This window comes from Clostridium sp. AF34-13 (assembly GCF_003477845.1).
Lineage (GTDB): Bacteria > Bacillota > Clostridia > Lachnospirales > Lachnospiraceae > Butyribacter > Butyribacter intestini.
This window is the reverse complement of sequence record NZ_QUEB01000006.1, coordinates 103,679-122,115: the sequence shown is the minus strand read 5'-3', so window position 1 is coordinate 122,115 and position 18,437 is coordinate 103,679. Positions and strand designations below refer to the sequence as shown.

Here is an 18,437-nt window from a genome sequence, read left to right as displayed (position 1 = left end):
TTATATATTTTAGAACATAAGCTCCTGCTGTGTAACCTGTATCCGCGTTGCTATCATTGTTTCCTGTTCATCTCCTCTTGTGTGCTCCCCTTTAAGATACTGCATTCCGTTTCTCAAGCTTGCCGCCACAAGATTTAACACATAAATATTGTCAAATCTGTCATATATTGAATCACCACCAAGACCTGAAAGGCAGATAAGCTGCGTATTTGTCTTTTTTGCCATATCCATAAGCGGTTTCAAAAGATGTGAAGCGTTTGTCTGTGCAAAAGGATTGTCCATAACAAGCACTTTTCCCTCATTATAATTGGTAAATACATCTGACACATCTTTTCTCATATAGTAGAGCAGACTTGACAGAACTATAAATGCCGACAAAAATCCCTCACCACCTGAATTTTTCGCAACATCTGACCATGAAATTTCTCTTCCTTTCTGCTCCTCTATCTTGTAAAGCTTTATGCGGACATTACCCGTACCTGCCACCGTATCGTATAGATACTTCGTGTTGATATAAAGCCCTGTTATATCATCAGGATTTTTATTTTCCTCTAATGCCTTTATCGTCTTTGCAGTAACCTCTTCAAGAATATCCTGTATCTTAAGATGATATATCTCCTCATTCTCATACCACTCAGGCAGAGTTATCTTAAGCATTTTCTTCCTCTCTCCATGCACTTTTATCGTTGAATTTCCATCTATCTTGCCAAGCTCCTCGTGGACATCCCTTACATATTCCTCAAGAAGTTCAACTATCCTTACACGCTCCTTTTCAACGATGGCAACATCTACCTCAAGTTTTTCTATCATACTTTCGTAAGATGAAACCAGTATATTAAGCTGTTTCATGAAATTGACTGCATTATCCGTAAGTGATAATAATACTTCGATAGGCTTCTGGAAAAATTCATCCTTAAAGATATTTTTTCTTGCCATCTCGTTTAAAAGTCTTGTGATAACATTACTCTGCTTTCTCTCATTTTCAATAAGTTCTCTGTAATCTCTTATCATCATGCCCCTGAACTTATCAATTTCTTTTACCGACTTTCCAAAAATATCCTCTTTCTTTATATGCTCATCGGTTTCCTCAACCTTTAAATCACTATATTCGGCAAGTGCAGAAATATTTGCTTCATATCCTCTGCAAAGACTTGTAACTCCGTCAAGGTCAAGTCTGGTGTCTCTTATCTCATTTTGGATTATAATTATCCTGTCTTTAAAGTTTGTGTCAGATATTTTATCCTTGCTAATTGGCTCTTTCTTTTCAGCAATCCTATACATATCCTTGTAAGCATGCTCAATGTCTGACTCTTTTTTGGTTATCTGCGTATTGACTTTATTAAGTTTTTCATCATACAACTGTAACTCCATATTGTTAGCAGATATGCGTTCATCTAATTCTGCCTTATCGTCTTTATCATACCTTGTCTTTTCAATGTCTGTTTTTTTAATACGGTATTTTGCAAGTAGTTCTGCTAACTCCTGCTTACTCTTAAGAAATCTCCTGTTGGCACTGTTATACTGCTCCGTAAGAAGTTTCACTTCATTTGAATAATCATTTAAAAGGGCATTGTAAGCTGCCTCTTTTGAAATCCTTTCCTCTTCGTCAAGCAAAGTATAAGACGCCTTATCAACATTTTCTGATTTTCCCTTAAATTTTTCAAAATACTCATATCTTTCCTGAAGTCCAAGAAGCTCCTGTTTCTTCTTCATCTCAGTTTTTTCATCCGCTTTGATGTCCTCGATAAGGTTATTAAGTTTTTCTGTAATAATGTTCAGCTTATTGTCAATATCTTCATTTTTCTTGTCAAGTCGTATTTTTTCCTCTTTTGCATCGCAGTAATCATTATAACTCTCTCTAAGCATCTCGAAATCCTGCAATCTTATCCCTGCAAGATTTTTTTTCTCATTCAGTGCTGTTACATTCTGATTTATCTGTTCGTTTACTAAGGTAATCTTTCTTTTCAAACTTTCCAGATTTTCAAGTTCAGCCTGCATCTTAACAGTTTCACTCTCGAGTGTATCAATAAGTCCCCTGCTGCTTTCTATACTGTCACTTTCTATCGTCTGATTTTTTATACATTCCTGTTTAGAAAAATACTCCTTATATTCTTCATCTCTTCTCTCAATGTTTTCCTGTATTTTCCTGCTTTTTTCCTTTTTTTGTTCTATGATTTCATATCGTTTGCTATCATTGAGAAGTTCCTCTTGAAATTTCAGATAAAAGCTTATCTTTTCAAGTTCTACAACACCTGTTTCATCATTTATAAAACTATCTTCAAGCTCCTCTCTCTTTACAATTGGCACCGGATTTGAAGTAAATACCTTATTTTTATCTGCCAACAGCTTTTTAAAATCCTCACCGGAGATTATTACCGCATATGGAATAAATGGATTATTGGCAGCTATCTTTTTATTTTCATCCATACTTCTTCCATTATTTGAAAGCCACTCCATACCATATATATATTCAATCTCCATAGATGACAGATATTCATCAAACTCTTTTGAAACCTCCAATAATCTTCCATTCTCAAGAAGTTTTATCTCTGTGTTTGTCTGCTCGCTCTCACGCTCTAACAACCTTTTTGCAGCACTTATCTCCTTAAGCTTTCTGTCTGCACCCTTAAGTATCACTTCCTTGTTATAAACATCATTTTCACTTACAAGAAAATGTTTCATAATATCCTGTCTTATTTTTAACTGCTCCTCAAAATCAAGACATATTTCTCTCTCTGATGCCAGCTTGCTCTTTTTCTCCATAATCTCATTTCTGAGATCATCCTGCTTTCTTACATATTTTACAAAATCATCATCATTTTTCACCTTTTCCTGTTTAAGAGAAACTATATCTTTTTGTATCTTCGACATTTCTTTTTTATACTCATCATCTCTTAATTCTAATGTCCCCGTCTCATAAACACCTAAAATATTTCTGCAAAGCTTTTCTTCGTATTTTTTATTAAACTGTTCTTCAATCACATCATAATTTGAAATTTTTGCCTGACACTTTCCTATCTGTAATGAATTGTCATCCTTTTGTTTAAAACAGTCGGACTTACTTTGGTTGTACTCTTTTTCCTGCTTTTCCTGCTTTTTTATATTTTCTCTTGTATTTGCGATTTCAGCCTCGCACTCCGAAACTGCCCTGCTGTAATGTTTAAAAAGTGTTTTTCCGAGTTCCTGTCTTTCAGGTTCTTTCTGTTCCTCACTCTTTTTTGATGCTTCAAGACGGCTCTCAATCTTTCTACATTCTGCAAGAGCAGCATTTTTTTCTTCATTTTCTCTCGCACAAAGAAGCTTTGCCCTCTTATTCTCAAGCCTGTCTTTTTCTTTTGCAACCTGACCTTTTTCAAGTGTTATCTGCTCGTATTCGTGTATGAGTCTTTCCTTTTTTGCCTCTAATGAATGAATATTATATGATACTTCTTCATATTTTATATCTGAAATCTCTATCTGTTTTTTCCTTATGTCTTCGTCAAGAAGTCTTTTTCTTTCCTCAGCTTCTGCATTTAACTCATTTAATATCACATTAAACCATGCAATATCATTTTCTTTATTTTTTCTTTTCTCAGTGTAATCGACATATTCATCCGCATATACTCTTATGCCAGATGCTTCTTCCAAAAAACCTCTGAGATTTTTCATTCTCTGAATTTTTGTCTGATTGTCCCTGTACTGTTTTGCGTATTTTTTTATTATAGTCTCAAATTCTAAAATGCGGTTTCCATCTTTATTGAGTTTACTCTCTATTGCTTCTAAAAACCACTTTTCAACAAGACCTTTTTCATCACGGCAATCCGTAAACAACTCTGAAAGTCCAGATTCTTTTAAATTTATCTTTTTTATAATAGTTTCCCATTCTTTATAATTTATCTGGTACTGCTTAAGCTTTTCAAAATACATTCTTGACTGGGCAGGCATATCCATATCATAGTAATTAAAATGCATACCATCTTCTCTTTTAAGCTTTTCAAATACCTTTTTACATGAACCCCAGTTTTTTAATGTCATACCTGATTCAGTCTCATTTATTATAGGTATATGATATATGTCATTTTCACATCTGGCAGTATATTCATATACAAAATTTATCATCTCAAGTTCATCATGAGCCTCCCCATCCGAAACTTCCTGATTTTTTCTTACCATCATTCCGGTAAGCACATAACCGGCTTCCCCGTCAAGCACCCACTCGACCATAATGAAAGTCGGTCTGTTTGTCGTAAAATAACTCTCAAACTTTCTATCCTTTGTATCCCTGTATCTTTTATGCACAAATGGTGCCGTCATCATCTGCACAAGCACTGTCTTTCCGCCACCATTTCTAAGTGACATAAGCGTACTTTCACCATTAAACTGAAATGCTTCATCACTTATCTTGATAGAATTATTGTTATAATTTAAGTTTACGATACGAAGTGTATTTATCTTACTCACCTTTTACCTTCTCCTTTTCATCACTGATTCCCAAAACTTTGCTCACTCTTATATAGTTGTTCTGATTTAACAAATTCCAGTCCATAAAACTGTCAAGTTTTTTTGTTGTGTTTATCATATCATCTCTCTCTATATACTCTATAAGTCCCTGTTCCTGTAAAAAGGTCAGTATCCTGTGGACAAAACCCTCTTTTGTCGTCTTTGTCTTTCTTCCCTTTTCGTCACTTCTAAGTGCCGTGTATGCTTCAAGCATATTTGAAAATGCAAGCCCTGTCTTTTCCTCTTCCTCCTCGGTCATATTATTCCCAGCCTGTATAAGTCTGTCTGAAACCAGATTTATAAGTTCACCGACCTTAATATATTCTCTTGATTTACTGCTGCTCCCCTGACCGTCATAAAATTCTGTAAGCATTGTAAGGATAACAAACTGTGACAGATAATAATCCTTGTCCGTAGCTCCTGACTTACAGAGTTTCGCTTTTAATTCCTGCTTTGAAAACCCAAGAAAATCGTTGTCTTCAGCAGGTATAAGATATATCACACTTCCATATCTTTCTACTGTACAATCCGCAATTTCACCCTGACTTTTCACAAGATTCATTATTCTTGGATTTTGTGTGTAACCTTCAAACAGCTCCTTATTATCTTCCTCTCTTAATTCATGTTTTGAAATAAGCGTACAAAATATTTCCTGACTTATCTTTACTTCTTCTGCCTCGTATGCCATAACTACTCCATTTCTTTCTCAAATCTAAATTGAACATTAGAACAATATATATTTCGTCTGTCACCAAATTCATTGTAAACATCCTTAAAACAAACTGTCTGTCCGTCATCACATCTTCTTACGGTTATACGTTTAATCTGTGAATTTTTTCTCTCATCAGCAATTTTTAATATCATTTCATTTAACTGAAAACTACAGCTTTCCTCCGCAACTATATTTCTTCTCTCTTTTCTAAGTTCATCAATATCAATACTCCCGGCTTTAATAAACTCAACCATTATCTCCTTAAACATTTCAGCATTCGGAATAAACACTTTCTTCTGTTCCTCTGGCAGACTACTCATTGAAGCTAAATCAATCTCGCCATCATTCTCCATTGTCCTTTCAACAAGAAATTCCATACTGGACTGATATTTTTTTAACTTTTCCCTGAGTTTTCTCTCCTTTTGCTCCTCATAGTCCATAGCATCAAAATCAAGTTTTTCTTCTTCTTCATCATCATTTTTCTCTCTGAGCGGCTTCTGATACTGAATACACTTATTCAGATTGTAAACTTTCTCCGGATTATTTCTAAAAAGCGGATTTAAAAACTGATTTATATTTACAAGACTGCCCGGATGCTCAATAATTTTGTCATACAGATCATTTCTGATAGAAAACCTTTTAATAAGCGTCATCTTTGACATCTGCTCAAGCTCATGAGAATAAAGATCTTTAAGGTCAAAATGTTTATTTAATATCTTCTGATGTTCATCTATCGACCTGCTCAAATATCTCTCAATATCCTGAAGATTATGAAGTTTTTCCATATCCTCATCACTCAAAGCCTTAATATTTATATTTTCATCTTCTAGTTCTTTAACACGGTTTCTAACCACACGCCTGTACTCCATAAACTTGTGCTTTGTATCACTTATGGCAGTCATATTTTCATTTAAAATCTGCTCGTAATCCTCGATAGAATAATTAAGTGCATTTCGCCTTATCTTATCCATCGCCTCCTGTATTTTCTGAAGCTGTATGCGTAGCATATTAAAAATATTTTTAACCTCATCAAGTGCCTGATCATATGTAGCCCGTTCTAAGTGCATCTTAAATATCATCTCATGTATCGTAAGCTTCATATTGTTTTCGACTTCGAGTGTCGATAATACCAGATTATATCCGTTATCAGTAAGTTTGTAGCTTGTTCTTTTTATATCACCGTCAAGATAGACCACCTCATTTGACAGATAACTTATATTTTTCTTTTTATATTCACGCTTTTCAAACTCAAAACAGTCAAAATACATCGCATGACCTTCATCACACAAAACAATATTTATAATAAACTCAGCAAGCTCCCTGCTTTTTTCGTAAGAAAGACTTTTTTTCAGATACCTGTTACATACATCATCAACAAAGACTGATATATCATCAATCGTACAAGGCTGCTCCCTGAGTGAATACTCCATAATGAACAAAAGAACCGCATATATCATATTCACCTGCTCGTCCATGGTCTCAAAACCGAACTGTTTCCAGGTAGTCTTCTGCCAACTGTTTTTTATCAATGTTGAGAACATACCAACAATCTTCATTCTCTTTGAAAACTGTTTCAAAAAATCGTATTCCATATTTTAAAATTTCTCCCGTTTATTTGTTACTTAATAATCTTTTAATATGTAATAGTATAAAGGATTTAAGATTTAAATACAAATATTAAGAAAAAAATGTTGAAACAACCAAAAATTTGGTTATTTCAACATTTAATAAATAGTGGAGCTGCGGGGAGTCGAACCCCGGTCCGAACCCAGATTCAATGTACTTCTACTGTTATAGTCAGTGCTTTAACATTCCCTCCGGCTGACGCCCACTAACAGGCTGCAGCTTTTAGTAGCTTCATAAATGTTCTAATATCTCAAAGCTTTGACATTAGAGGGTCCCACAAGGTTGACACCGGTGATCCTCATCGTGGGCTATGAGGGCCGATGAGCTGCAACTAGGCAGCTAATGCAAAATTATCTTCTGCGTTTAAATTTAAGTCGAACTTTTTACGTGGTGTCCGACCACGAACAGCTTCTCCATCTTCAGTGAGCCCGTCGAAACCAGTACAACCCCGTTGTACTGAGCTGCTCTCTGGCAACTGTTTTTAATGAAGCCATTTTACCATATTTCATTTTATGTGTCAACTTATTTTACAGAACGCTTGACACTTATTTTAAAGACCTAGACACTTATTTTGAAAACAGACTGTTCCTACTTAAAAGATTAAGTACCGATAACAGCCTGTTCGCAATAAAATATGATTTTATTTATTTAAACTTAGCAACCTTAAACTTTCTGATAAGACTATCAAGTTCTTCTGCCTGTCCACCCATTTCTTCGCTTGCAGCCGCACACTCCTGTGCTGTCGCAGAATTATTCTGGACATTATTGTTTATCTGGTCAACACCCTCATTTATCTGATCAAATGAATCATTCTGAGCACCAAGTGCATCTGCAACTTCATTAACTTCCTTTGTAATAGCATCTGAACCTGCTACCACATTCTCTAACTGTTTCGCCGTTTCATCAACAATTATGATACCTTTTTCAACAGCTTTTACAGATGTCTCAACAAGCTGTGATGACTCTTTTGCCGCTTCTGAACTCTGTGCTGCCAAAACTGCCACCTGGTCTGCAACAACCGCAAAACCTTTTCCTGCTTCTCCTGCTCTCGCAGCTTCTATGGATGCATTTAAAGCAAGCAGATTTGTCTGTGCGGATATATCGTTTATTGTAGCAATAATCTTTCCTATTTCCTGTGATGCCTCGCTGATTTCGTTCATAGACTGAACCATCTCCTGCATCTTCTCATTTCCAATAGCAATCTCACCGCCAAGATTTTTAACCTTTGCACTTATATCTTCTGCATTACGTGCGTTCTTTGCTACCTGCTCAGATATGTTTGTGATGGTTGCCGTAAGTTCTTCTGTGACTGCTGCCTGCTCAGTCGAACTCTCTGCAAGTCCGTTTGAACTTTCTGATACCTGCTGTGAGCCATCTGCAACTTCATCTGCAACACGCTGTATGCTTTTAACTGTAGTTGACATACTCTTTTCAAATTCAACAAAAGAATCTCTGATACCTTTAAAATCTCCCTGCCATTCTACCTGTGGTTCTGCCGCAAAATTTCCTTTTGAGAACTCATCCATGGAATTTGAAATATCATCGACATAGGAAGCGAGTACTGAAACCGACTTTCTCAGGTCATGTGCAAGTTCCCCAATCTTATTCTTTGCACGATAATCTATCTCACAATGAAGATTACCTGCAGCAATTTCCTTAGTAACCTTTTCGATTTCTATCAAAGGTTCAATAATAGACTGAACGATCTTTGTACCAAGCATCTTTGAAAAATATATTGCAAGTCCGACAAATGCTATTATTAAAATAATACCTATTATAAATACGGCAGTTGTACTACTTAAACTTCCACTTGCACCTATATTTTTCTTAACATCCTTAAATACCCAGCTTAAAGCCATAATAGATAAAATACCTGATGCCACCATGAGCTTTATTACGAAATTAAAGCCATAGTTAATCTTGTGTCTTACATTTAAACTTTCAAGTTTTTTGTCAAACAAAATTATCACTCCTTATTCGTATTATTTTTTTAGTACTTTATTATATACCCAATTTCCTAAAAATATCAATGAAAATCACGAAATTTGTCACTAATAATACGAATATGGTATATAAAGCCTGCTATAATTCTTTTACTGTCTTTACATTTTCTGCCTTATATTCCGTAATTCCTGATGCTATCATCACCATAGATACTGTAATTATAAGTATTGATGCTATCGAAGTTATCGTCGGATCTATTTCTGAACGCACACCATCCCATATCATCTTTGGAAGTGTTGCATTTCTAAAAACACATCTTAGCTCAATTTGCAAAAAGAAAAACAGGCATCGGAAACATAAAGCCCTTTGCCTGTTTGTTTGATTTGTTTTGGCTCATTATAATCTGTGAATTATTATTTTTCAATAAAAAAACAACCGGATTTTTTAACCATTATTATTTTTATAACTGTGTAGTTACAAAAATATCATATATTGCTTTGATAGCTGTGTCAAAATCATTGTCACTTACACCAATAATAATGTTAAGCTCTGAAGAACCCTGGTCTATCATCTTTACATTGACATTTGCATGGGCAAGTGCTGAGAAGATACGACCAGCCGTACCTCTTGTGGATTTCATTCCACGACCCACGACTGCGATAAGTGCAAGATCAGCCTCTATCTCTATGCTGTCAGGATGTGCATTGCGGTTAATTGCTGATATTACAGCCTGCTCCTTTGCAGCAAATTCAGGCTCATGGACAAATACAGTCATTGTGTCGATACCTGATGGCATATGCTCAAAGTTAATGCCATTTTCCTCAAATGCACTGAGAACTTTTCTTCCGAATCCAACCTCCGCATTCATCATGTCTTTATCTATATTTACTGAAACAAACCCTTTCTTTCCTGCGATACCTGTGATAGTGTATGCCGGATGATGACAAGTGCTCTCAACAATCCATGTACCCTCATCGTCGGGAGCATTTGTATTTCTTATATTTATAGGGATGCCCGCCTTTCTAACCGGGAATACTGAATCCTCATGAAGTACGCTTGCTCCCATATATGAAAGCTCTCTGAGCTCTCTGTATGTTATAACCTTAATTGGTTTTGGATTATCAATAATTCTTGGATCTGCAATAAGGAAACCTGAAACATCAGTCCAGTTTTCATATGCTGTCGCATGAACTGCCTTTGATACAAGTGAACCTGTAATGTCCGAACCTCCTCTTGAGAAAGTTTTTACGACACCGCCTAATGTAGCACCATAAAATCCCGGTACAACAGCATTTTCAAGTTTTGAAAGACGCTCACCTAAAAGTTTGTCAGTTGTATCTGCATCAAATGAGCCGTCCTCATTAAATATGATAACTTCAGCCGAATCAACAAAGTCATATCCAAGATAATTTGCCATGATGATTCCGTTTAAATATTCTCCTCTTGAAGCTGCATACTGTGAACCTGCTTTTTTCTTAAAGTTTTCCTCGATAATCTTAAACTCATCATCAAGAGAAAGCGTTAAGTGAAGTCCGTTTATGATAGCCTCATATCTTTCCTTAATCTTTTTAAGCTCCTTAGAGAAATCTTTTTCTGCTTCTGCAAGATCATAGCACGCATAAAGCATATCTGTGACTTTTGTGTCTTTTGAATTTCTCTTGCCCGGTGCACTTGGCACTACAAATTTTCTTTCAGGATCGGCTTTGATAATGTTTCCAACTTTTGCAAACTGAGTTGCACTTGCCAAAGAACTTCCACCAAATTTTACTACCTTAATCATTTTTGTCTCCTCACATATTCTTTATTATAAGTTTATGATGATGGTAAATGATAGTGCACCTTTCACCTGCTTATCATCAAAATCACCTTTAAATAGGTAATTCCATCAATGCTTTATAATTTATCACAAAATCTGCGGTTTGAAAAGGGGGAGCGAAAGGAAAATGTTGAAATTTTCTCTATAACAAAGTATTATAATAAAATGTATGAGACTAAAAGTCTTATGCCCCTTGCCAAATATCAAACAGATGAGGAAAATCTGCTAAATGTTCCTTATACTTTTGAGTCGGTTGTAAAGGTTAATATATATGAAGACCTGTTTATAAATTTTGCGGAGATTTCCAGAGCTGTAGGGATATAAATTTGATTTATGAATTTTGTGAATAAAGTTGGATTTCATTTAAACGGGGACATAAATGCCATAAAATATTTATGTCCCTGTTGTTGCTATATCTTAATTTTCAAAATCTAATAGTCACCTGTGTATCATTTAATTTTTTTCTCAAAAATGCTTTAAAACAACACTTTAATCTTTTTGTTCTCTCTCTAAAAAATTCTTCTTTAGGAATTTGTCTTTCTAAATCAAAATATTCTTCATCTTTTATCATACATTCTATATCATCTACCAACCAACTCTTTTCAATCCTTTTGTAATACTCCATTGCATTTTTTAATGGAACATTGTTTTTTTGGTTATTGTCAACTGCATCAAGTATCATAAAATTACCAATATATCCATTTACATCTTTCTGTCTTTTTTCTATATCATCAGATAAATAGTAACTTTGTGAATTTACACGATTAATTATATTTGCTTCTAAATGGTCCAATTGCAATCTTCCTGCATCCATTTTGTAAGTTAAAGCTGAGTTAATATTTATTGTAAATGTGTCAGCTTTATAACCATCTTCAGTTTCTAACCTCTGACTCAATAAAAGATTTAACATCAATACCTTTATTGCAAATGTTTTCTTATTATTGAATGTCCAATTATTAAGCCAAATTTCAAGTTCTTCATCTAAATTATTAATTTCATCACCTTTAAAATCCATATAGTCATAACAAAAACCTACACGACCGTTTTTCTCTATAATTCTCTTAGCTATTTGTCTTGGTATATTATAATCTTTCGCTTTCAAAGAAGCAATCCAAAGCATATATGCACATTGATGAATATTTTTATATTCATCAATGCTATGATTCTTATCCTCAATCAAATCACAAATATAATTCTTAAATTTCATACCAAAATCTTCATCTATTAACGAATGATTTTTTGCATATGATGCAATTATCACATTTGTTAATGCAGGTATAACAGCATGATATTTAAGTGCATTTAGTAAATGTAATGTTTTATATGTAATTGATTTATCTTCCTGTTCCGCTCTCAGCGAAATCTCATTTAATTTTTTTGCTTTCACACCAAAATTTTCTAATATTATTTTCACAGCATAATAGGCATTAAAATCCGACAATATTTCTTTATCTGTATATGTTCTTTCCTCTAAAGAATAATTTACTGACGAATATTTCTTTTCTATTGCATCTTTCAATTTAGCACCATCTTTATAGCTTAATTCTTTATCACAAGTTAAATATACTGCTGCCAAGTATGAAATAAGCTTGTTTTGATAATCAACATTACCACAAAAAATCTTATCAGCCCATAATTCATCTAATTCCGTAATAACATTGTCTTTTTTTTCATCTGTATCATTGGATTTTGTACAGTACTCCTTATAAAAATGATTTTTTATAAGTTCCAAATCTTCTACTTCCAATGCTCTGTCATTCAATACTTCAAACAATTTATTTGCATCATTTTCATTTTCGGTCAAAACAATACATAATGACATATTTTCAACTATTTCATCAGCCAATTCAATAGCCTTTCCACATTTTTCCATTATATCTGCATCTTTATCTACATTTAACTTTGCTCTCCCCCATATCTCATTAAATATAGTTTTTAATGCTGTTATGTAATTATGAATAAATTCCTCATCCTTATACTCTCTCATAACCTGTAATTCATAATCTGTTGTATTAGGCACATTGTTTAAAACAACATTACAAAGAGCTTTTTTTAAAATATCATCATATCTGGAACGCGAATATTTTAAACATAGTTTCTCGTCGTCTAAAAATTTGTGTGCCTGATATAATCTCTCATTAATTGTTTCTTCATAAGTACTCTTCATTTTTGCAATACATAACTGTTCTTCATAACATGAAACCAATTTATCAACTCTGCTATTAGGATCCATTTCCTCATGTTCAGACAATTCTTCTATTTTATGAATTATATATTCAAATGGCTCTATATTTCTTCCTATCAAATTAACATAACATTCCTTTAATTTTTCACATAACTCACTCGCCTTGGGCTGATATGGATTTTTAAGTTTAAACAATGTATACTCTCTTCTCAATAAATACCTTATATAATTAAGTAAATATAATGTCGTAAGTCTTTGTTGTCCATCCACAACATCAAATTCTATACTCCCATCTTTTTTGCTTTTTTCTACAGCAACGGCAGAACCCAGAAAATATTCCTCATTATTTTCGGCATAATCCTGAAATAATCTTTCTATATTTTCGGCTTTCCAACGATACGGTCTTTGATATGCCGGAATATTTATAAACCGCGGTTTATTATTTATTACGCTTCCCTGAGAAGCTCCATGTGCATCTGTTGCCTTACCTTTAAAAATATTTGTCAAATCATATATACCTGCATCTTTAAGATTCATATTAGCTATCTCCTTTGTTCATTTTTTATAATTAATCAATAAGTTTCATCTTCTATTCTTTTACATATTCTCACTCATCTCTTCATCCTCCTTTGTCCTACCTCATATCCCTTACCGCTGCCACAAGCTCATCCACATCCTCTTTTGTCGTAAACCGCCCCATACTTATCCTGACCGTTCCGCCATACCGCTTACTCCCTATCACATCATGCACAAGCGGTGCACAGTGATACCCTGTCCTCACGGCTATGTCGTATTCGCCGTCCAATATCGTGCCGGCATCGTCTGACATATATTTTTCAAATCCTATCGAGAGCACTGCTATGTGATTTTGAAATTCTTCTTCTGTTTCCGGCTTTTGAAATATATGTATGCCGTCAATATCTTCTAATTTTTCTATCAGATATTTAAGCAGCCTGTTTTCTCTTTCCTGTGTTTCCGATAAATCTTTTTCTATTGTATCTATGGCTGTTTTTAATGTTCCTATTGCTGCGATATTAGGACTTCCCACTTCGTATCTGGAAATCCCTCTTTCTGATAATTCAAGATTTAGAGAGTCTTCTCCGTTTCCACCGAATATTACCGGTGTAATGTTTTTGTCACGGTCAAATATCCTGCTGTTTGTTATAAATCCGCCCACTCCGAAAAGACCATACATTGATTTGTGGCCTGCAAATATCAATATGTCTATGTTTGTTTCTTTTAAATTTATCTCTATGTTTCCTGCTGCCTGTGCCGCATCTGCAAGCACGATGGCTCCGTACTCTTTTGCCATGTCTGCAACACGCTCCGCCGGGAGCACATAGCCTGTCACATTGCTCGCAAGATTTATGCAGACAAAGTCAGGCTCATCACACATAAACTGATACTCTATATCATCTAAATTCAAATAACCTTTTTCGTCAGTTTCAAGCACTTTTATCTTAAATTTTTTTTCTTTTCTTAATGCTTCAAGCGTTCTCATAACGGCATTATGCTCATACGGTGACACATATACAGTCACATTTTCTTCAAAGCCATATCCACGCAAAACCCTGTTTGCAGCTTCTGTCGCAGAGGATGTAAATATCACATCCTCCGCATTTTCCGCTCCCATAAATTCTGATACTTTTTTTCTTGTTTCGTTTATTACCGCACTTGCATTTTCTGCCTTTTTATAACTTCCTCTGCCTGAATTTACGGCACACTCTCTTGTGAGCCTGTCCATCTCTTTATAAACCTGTTCAGGTTTTGGATATGTCGTTGCCGCATTATCAAAATATAACATTTTCTTCCCCCTTGTATTTCACATCAACCTACTATCTCGCCTAATATTTTAAGTATGGCACTTACCTGTGCACTCTTATCATATTCATTTTCGCCAAGCACTTCCCTCAACTGATTTTCGATAATGTCAGTTGCCGGCGACTCATCGTACTCTGAAAGACTGCATTTTACCTGTTTTCCGTCTGCCGTATCCATCGTAAATGAAACTGCGTTATCAGTCGTATTTTCTTTTTTCAGTGTCCGTTCAAGCTCTTTTACCGCTTTTTCAAGTTCTTTTTCAAATATCTCTGCCGTGCCATCCTTATAATCTCTAAGTGCCAGTCCGATAAGACCGTCCGATATTTTATTTATTATTTTTTCTTCATCTTCTTCACTGTTTTTAGTCACATATCTGATAAGCGTTTCCACGCAATATTCAAATACTACGCCAGAATCTTTTAATTGTGATATTTTTTCCTCATTTTTTTCCGTCCATCTCTCAAATACCGTTCTGAGAGATATAACAGAGACATTGCTTTCATCTGACAACTGCTGTTTTATCATTGTACTTAATTTATCAACCAGTTTGTCATACATTTTTTCAATCTCTGACTTTATTTTTACAATCTCAGAAACACACTTTTTATAATCGACATTTCCGTCTTTGGCTGAGTCTGTAAGTTTTGGCAGACTTTCAAACAGATATTCTCTTGCACTCTCGATATTTCCGGCAAGGTCATTCCTAAATAAATCACATTTTGAATAAATCCAGTTTTTTTCATTCTCCACTTTATCTTCACTGCATATGTCAAGTGAGACATATCTGCAATATCCCGAAAGTGAACGGTACCACTGCTGCAATCCGTTTGTTATCATTCTCAGCTTTTTCATAGGCGAGAGCATCTGAGTTTTTTGTGTCAAAACTTCATCTGTGCTCTGCCATATATCAAATATCTTTATAATATTTTCGAGATATTCCTCTTTTTCTCCATCATTTCTCTCAATATATAAATAGCATTTTTCCGGTTCTTCATCGGCTTTTGAAAGTATCTGTGCCGAGATTTCGTTTTCAATCCTGTCATAATATACGAGCGGAGTCCCTATCTTTCCCGACAGACAGTATGCGACATATATCGGTATGACCCCGTTTCTCACACCAAAATCCTTACCTTTAAGACTCTTATATAACTCCGAAAAACAGTTTTTATTTCCGACACTGTCTTTTATAAATTTTCTTATTTTGTCAAGAAGTTCTGCTATATCATCATCTTGTTTTTCCGGACTATCCGCATTTTCATCATCATAAGTGATAAGTCCCTTATTTTTAAGAACTGCCCTGTATATAGTCGCTTCTGCACTTTTTCCATCGTCCCATTCGCTCATATCCTCATTTGAAAGCAGTCTGTGCATTATCTCATTTCTGACTTTTTTTATCTGTGAAGATATATCATTTTTATTTATCAGCTCATGGTTTATGCACGGTGTTTTTCCATAATAATCGCTGCATATCGAAGACAATATCTTTTGCAATTTGCGGTTTGTATTTATATTGTCATTCTTTTTAAGTTCCGCTTTTTTCTCACCATTTTTCTGCATATAAAAATATATTGCATTATTTGTTCCCGGCATATAATGTTCATTTATCTTGCGGTTTATCTCAAATACAACATCATCAAGACAAAAATAAGCCTCCTCCAACGCTGTTTCATTTTCTTTTAGATATTCCTCATCATTTCTTATATCATTTATGGCATAATATTTTTTAATATTGTCCGTGAAATCCACACTTTCAGCAGGGCATATGACAACTATTCTCTCATTTTCAAGTTCCTTTAAATTCTGTTCTATTTTTTCTCTGTCAGCTTCTCCCATACTTAAGATTATCTTGCCATCCGAAAAGTTTTCCTTTGATAATTCTTCTATGCGTTTTTTCAGATATTTAGTATTTTCTAATTTTTTTCCATACTCAAAACAGTATTCAAAATATCTTGTCATCTTCTTTTCATCATTATATTCCTTTGGAAGTTCAAATCGTCTCTCAGTTGTTTTTCTAAAACATTCCACCACTTCGCTCTGACTGCATTTTATTTTATTTATTCTTTTTTCTATCTCTTTTTCAAAGTTTGCATCCGTATTTATCCTGAATACATAGCTGTCGCTTCTTCGCCTGTAAGTTAAATAGCCACCGTCTGTAAGTGCTTTTTTTGCAGCCTCATACAGATTTTTATTTTCCTCTAAACATACCATGCAGATAAGACATTTATCGTTTGCCACAAGTTCTGTCTGATTTAACATATTTAATAGTGCGACAGACTTTATTATCTTTTTCATATAATCATAGAGTTTATCTCCATAGAAGCCCTCGCCGCCATTGTCAGCCTGTTCTTTCTCACATTTCCTGATAAGATATTTCGCTTTTATATACTCCCTGTGGCATCTCTCATTTGATATGTCCTTTTCAAAAATATAGCCAAAATAGTCAAATATCATGTCCGCTGATACAAGCGTATCGCTGTTTTCGGTATGATTTTTTACAAATCTTGCAAGTGTGTTCGGCTCATCATTTGACATAAATGTAAATACCGTTCTCTCATTCTGACCGACTTTTTCACTTATCTTTACAAGAGTATAAACAGTGAGCGGTGCTAATGGGAAACACCCTTTTACTATTATATTTTCATAATCTTTCTTATCAAATATGGTGTACATATTTGTCATGTTGTAGGTTCTTTCCGTAATCTTAACAGTGTCAATTCCATACTCTTTATAATATGTCCCCATGTTTTTTTCATCTTTATGTATGACATTCATCATAAGCTCATAATAATTCTGTGCATTAGTCCTGAAAACCACTTCGCTTAATCGTCCCTCAACACCTTTAAACGAATTTAATATCTGTGTTGATAAAAATCTTCCATACTCTTTTATACTTTTGTGTGTCACAAAAATATGGCGTATATCAGGCTCTTTTGACGCATTGCAAAGTTCACACATTGACTGCACAAGCTCCATATCTTTTGATGTCTCTCTGCTGTCCTCGCCCTCAATAAATTTGCTGAACTCATCAAATACTATTATCATTCCGTCAAAGCCGTATTTTTTGAGTTCATAGGCAACATTTTCATATATCTTTGGAATGTTATTTTCTAGCAGCGGATTGAACTCTCCACCTGCCGTCAACTCTTTATATATCTTCTTAAAAACTTCAAGTGCCGGCAAAATATTTTTTTTATATCGCTCGCAAACTTTTCAACCTCATACCCTGCATTTTCCAGATTTTTTGTAAATCTTTCATATGTTTCAGGATAATCTTTTTTCCATGACTCAGTCTTTTTAAGCACTTCATCGTATATTGAATCTGGCATCAGATTAGTTATTTTCTCCCTTTCTAATGCCTGAAATAGTGCAAGTCTGTATGAATTTTCAAGTGATGACCTGCCGAAACTTATTATCACAGGAAGATACCTTTTTTTATCTTCTCTGCCACATAAAATATTTTTTTCGATACAGGCGGCAAGTCTCTTATTTTGCTTTTTTATCTTTTCATAAAATCGTGTTATTGAATTTTCCCATTTCTTATCATTTCTGTTTTGCAAAAGTGCAAGAAGCACCAGCAAAAGATGTGATTTTCCTTTTCCATAAGGACCTACAAGAAGTGTTGACTTATTATTTTTCTTTTCAAATATATTTTCTAAATATGACTCCAAAACATTTAATGTACTTTTTGCAGGTATAAATTCATCTATCTTACTTATCTTATCAATATCAAATCTTATGTTTACAGATGTCTGAAATCTCTCATCTAATTTTATGACATCTTTTAATATCATCTGTGTTCCCTCCTGAGCCTTTATATGTACTCTCGAAATTCTTCGTTCAGAAGATTCCGAGAG

The 18,437-nt window shown here is 34.5% G+C and carries 10 protein-coding genes and 1 other RNA gene; all 11 read right to left on the bottom strand.

The window, feature by feature from the left end:
- Positions 1-9: 9 nt before the first annotated feature.
- The 11 genes from DWZ63_RS06775 to DWZ63_RS06725 all read right to left on the bottom strand — a co-directional run bounded on the left by DWZ63_RS06775 (position 10) and on the right by DWZ63_RS06725 (position 18,374).
- A complete protein-coding gene (locus tag DWZ63_RS06775; protein WP_118499242.1) occupies positions 10-4,440 on the bottom strand; it encodes a hypothetical protein in 4,431 nt (1,476 codons plus the stop codon).
- The gene (locus DWZ63_RS06770) at positions 4,433-5,167 is read right to left on the bottom strand and encodes a DUF6063 family protein (RefSeq protein WP_022014420.1); all 735 of its coding nucleotides are present in this window, start codon (positions 5,165-5,167) and stop codon (positions 4,433-4,435) included. Before DWZ63_RS06770 ends, DWZ63_RS06775 begins: the two co-directional genes overlap by 8 nt.
- Positions 5,168-5,169: 2 nt before the next feature.
- Positions 5,170-6,783, bottom strand: coding sequence for a hypothetical protein (locus DWZ63_RS06765; RefSeq protein ID WP_022014419.1), 1,614 nt, complete (start codon positions 6,781-6,783; stop codon positions 5,170-5,172).
- 140 nt (positions 6,784-6,923) lie between these two features.
- Positions 6,924-7,267: a transfer-messenger RNA gene (gene ssrA / locus DWZ63_RS06760) on the bottom strand.
- Between the two features lie 194 nt (positions 7,268-7,461).
- Entirely contained in the window at positions 7,462-8,778 is a 1,317-nt protein-coding gene (locus DWZ63_RS06755) for a HAMP domain-containing methyl-accepting chemotaxis protein (protein WP_243020507.1), read from the bottom strand.
- A gap of 121 nt (positions 8,779-8,899) precedes the next feature.
- Entirely contained in the window at positions 8,900-9,094 is a 195-nt protein-coding gene (locus tag DWZ63_RS15540) for a hypothetical protein (RefSeq protein ID WP_147353206.1), read from the bottom strand.
- A gap of 127 nt (positions 9,095-9,221) precedes the next feature.
- Complete coding sequence (locus DWZ63_RS06750) at positions 9,222-10,541, bottom strand: aspartate kinase (protein ID WP_055941395.1); 1,320 nt, start codon at positions 10,539-10,541, stop codon at positions 9,222-9,224.
- Positions 10,542-11,001: 460 nt separating this feature from the next.
- Positions 11,002-13,299 carry a DUF262 domain-containing protein gene (locus DWZ63_RS06740; protein ID WP_118499238.1) on the bottom strand — a complete coding sequence of 766 codons (2,298 nt, stop codon included), beginning with the start codon at positions 13,297-13,299 and terminating at the stop codon, positions 11,002-11,004.
- A gap of 97 nt (positions 13,300-13,396) precedes the next feature.
- Complete coding sequence (locus DWZ63_RS06735) at positions 13,397-14,566, bottom strand: aminotransferase class V-fold PLP-dependent enzyme (protein WP_118499236.1); 1,170 nt, start codon at positions 14,564-14,566, stop codon at positions 13,397-13,399.
- Between the two features lie 23 nt (positions 14,567-14,589).
- Positions 14,590-17,763: a hypothetical protein gene (locus tag DWZ63_RS06730; protein WP_118499234.1), complete on the bottom strand. Its 3,174-nt coding sequence runs from the start codon at positions 17,761-17,763 to the stop codon at positions 14,590-14,592.
- Entirely contained in the window at positions 17,721-18,374 is a 654-nt protein-coding gene (locus DWZ63_RS06725) for a hypothetical protein (RefSeq protein ID WP_118499232.1), read from the bottom strand. Before DWZ63_RS06725 ends, DWZ63_RS06730 begins: the two co-directional genes overlap by 43 nt.
- Positions 18,375-18,437: the final 63 nt, after the last annotated feature.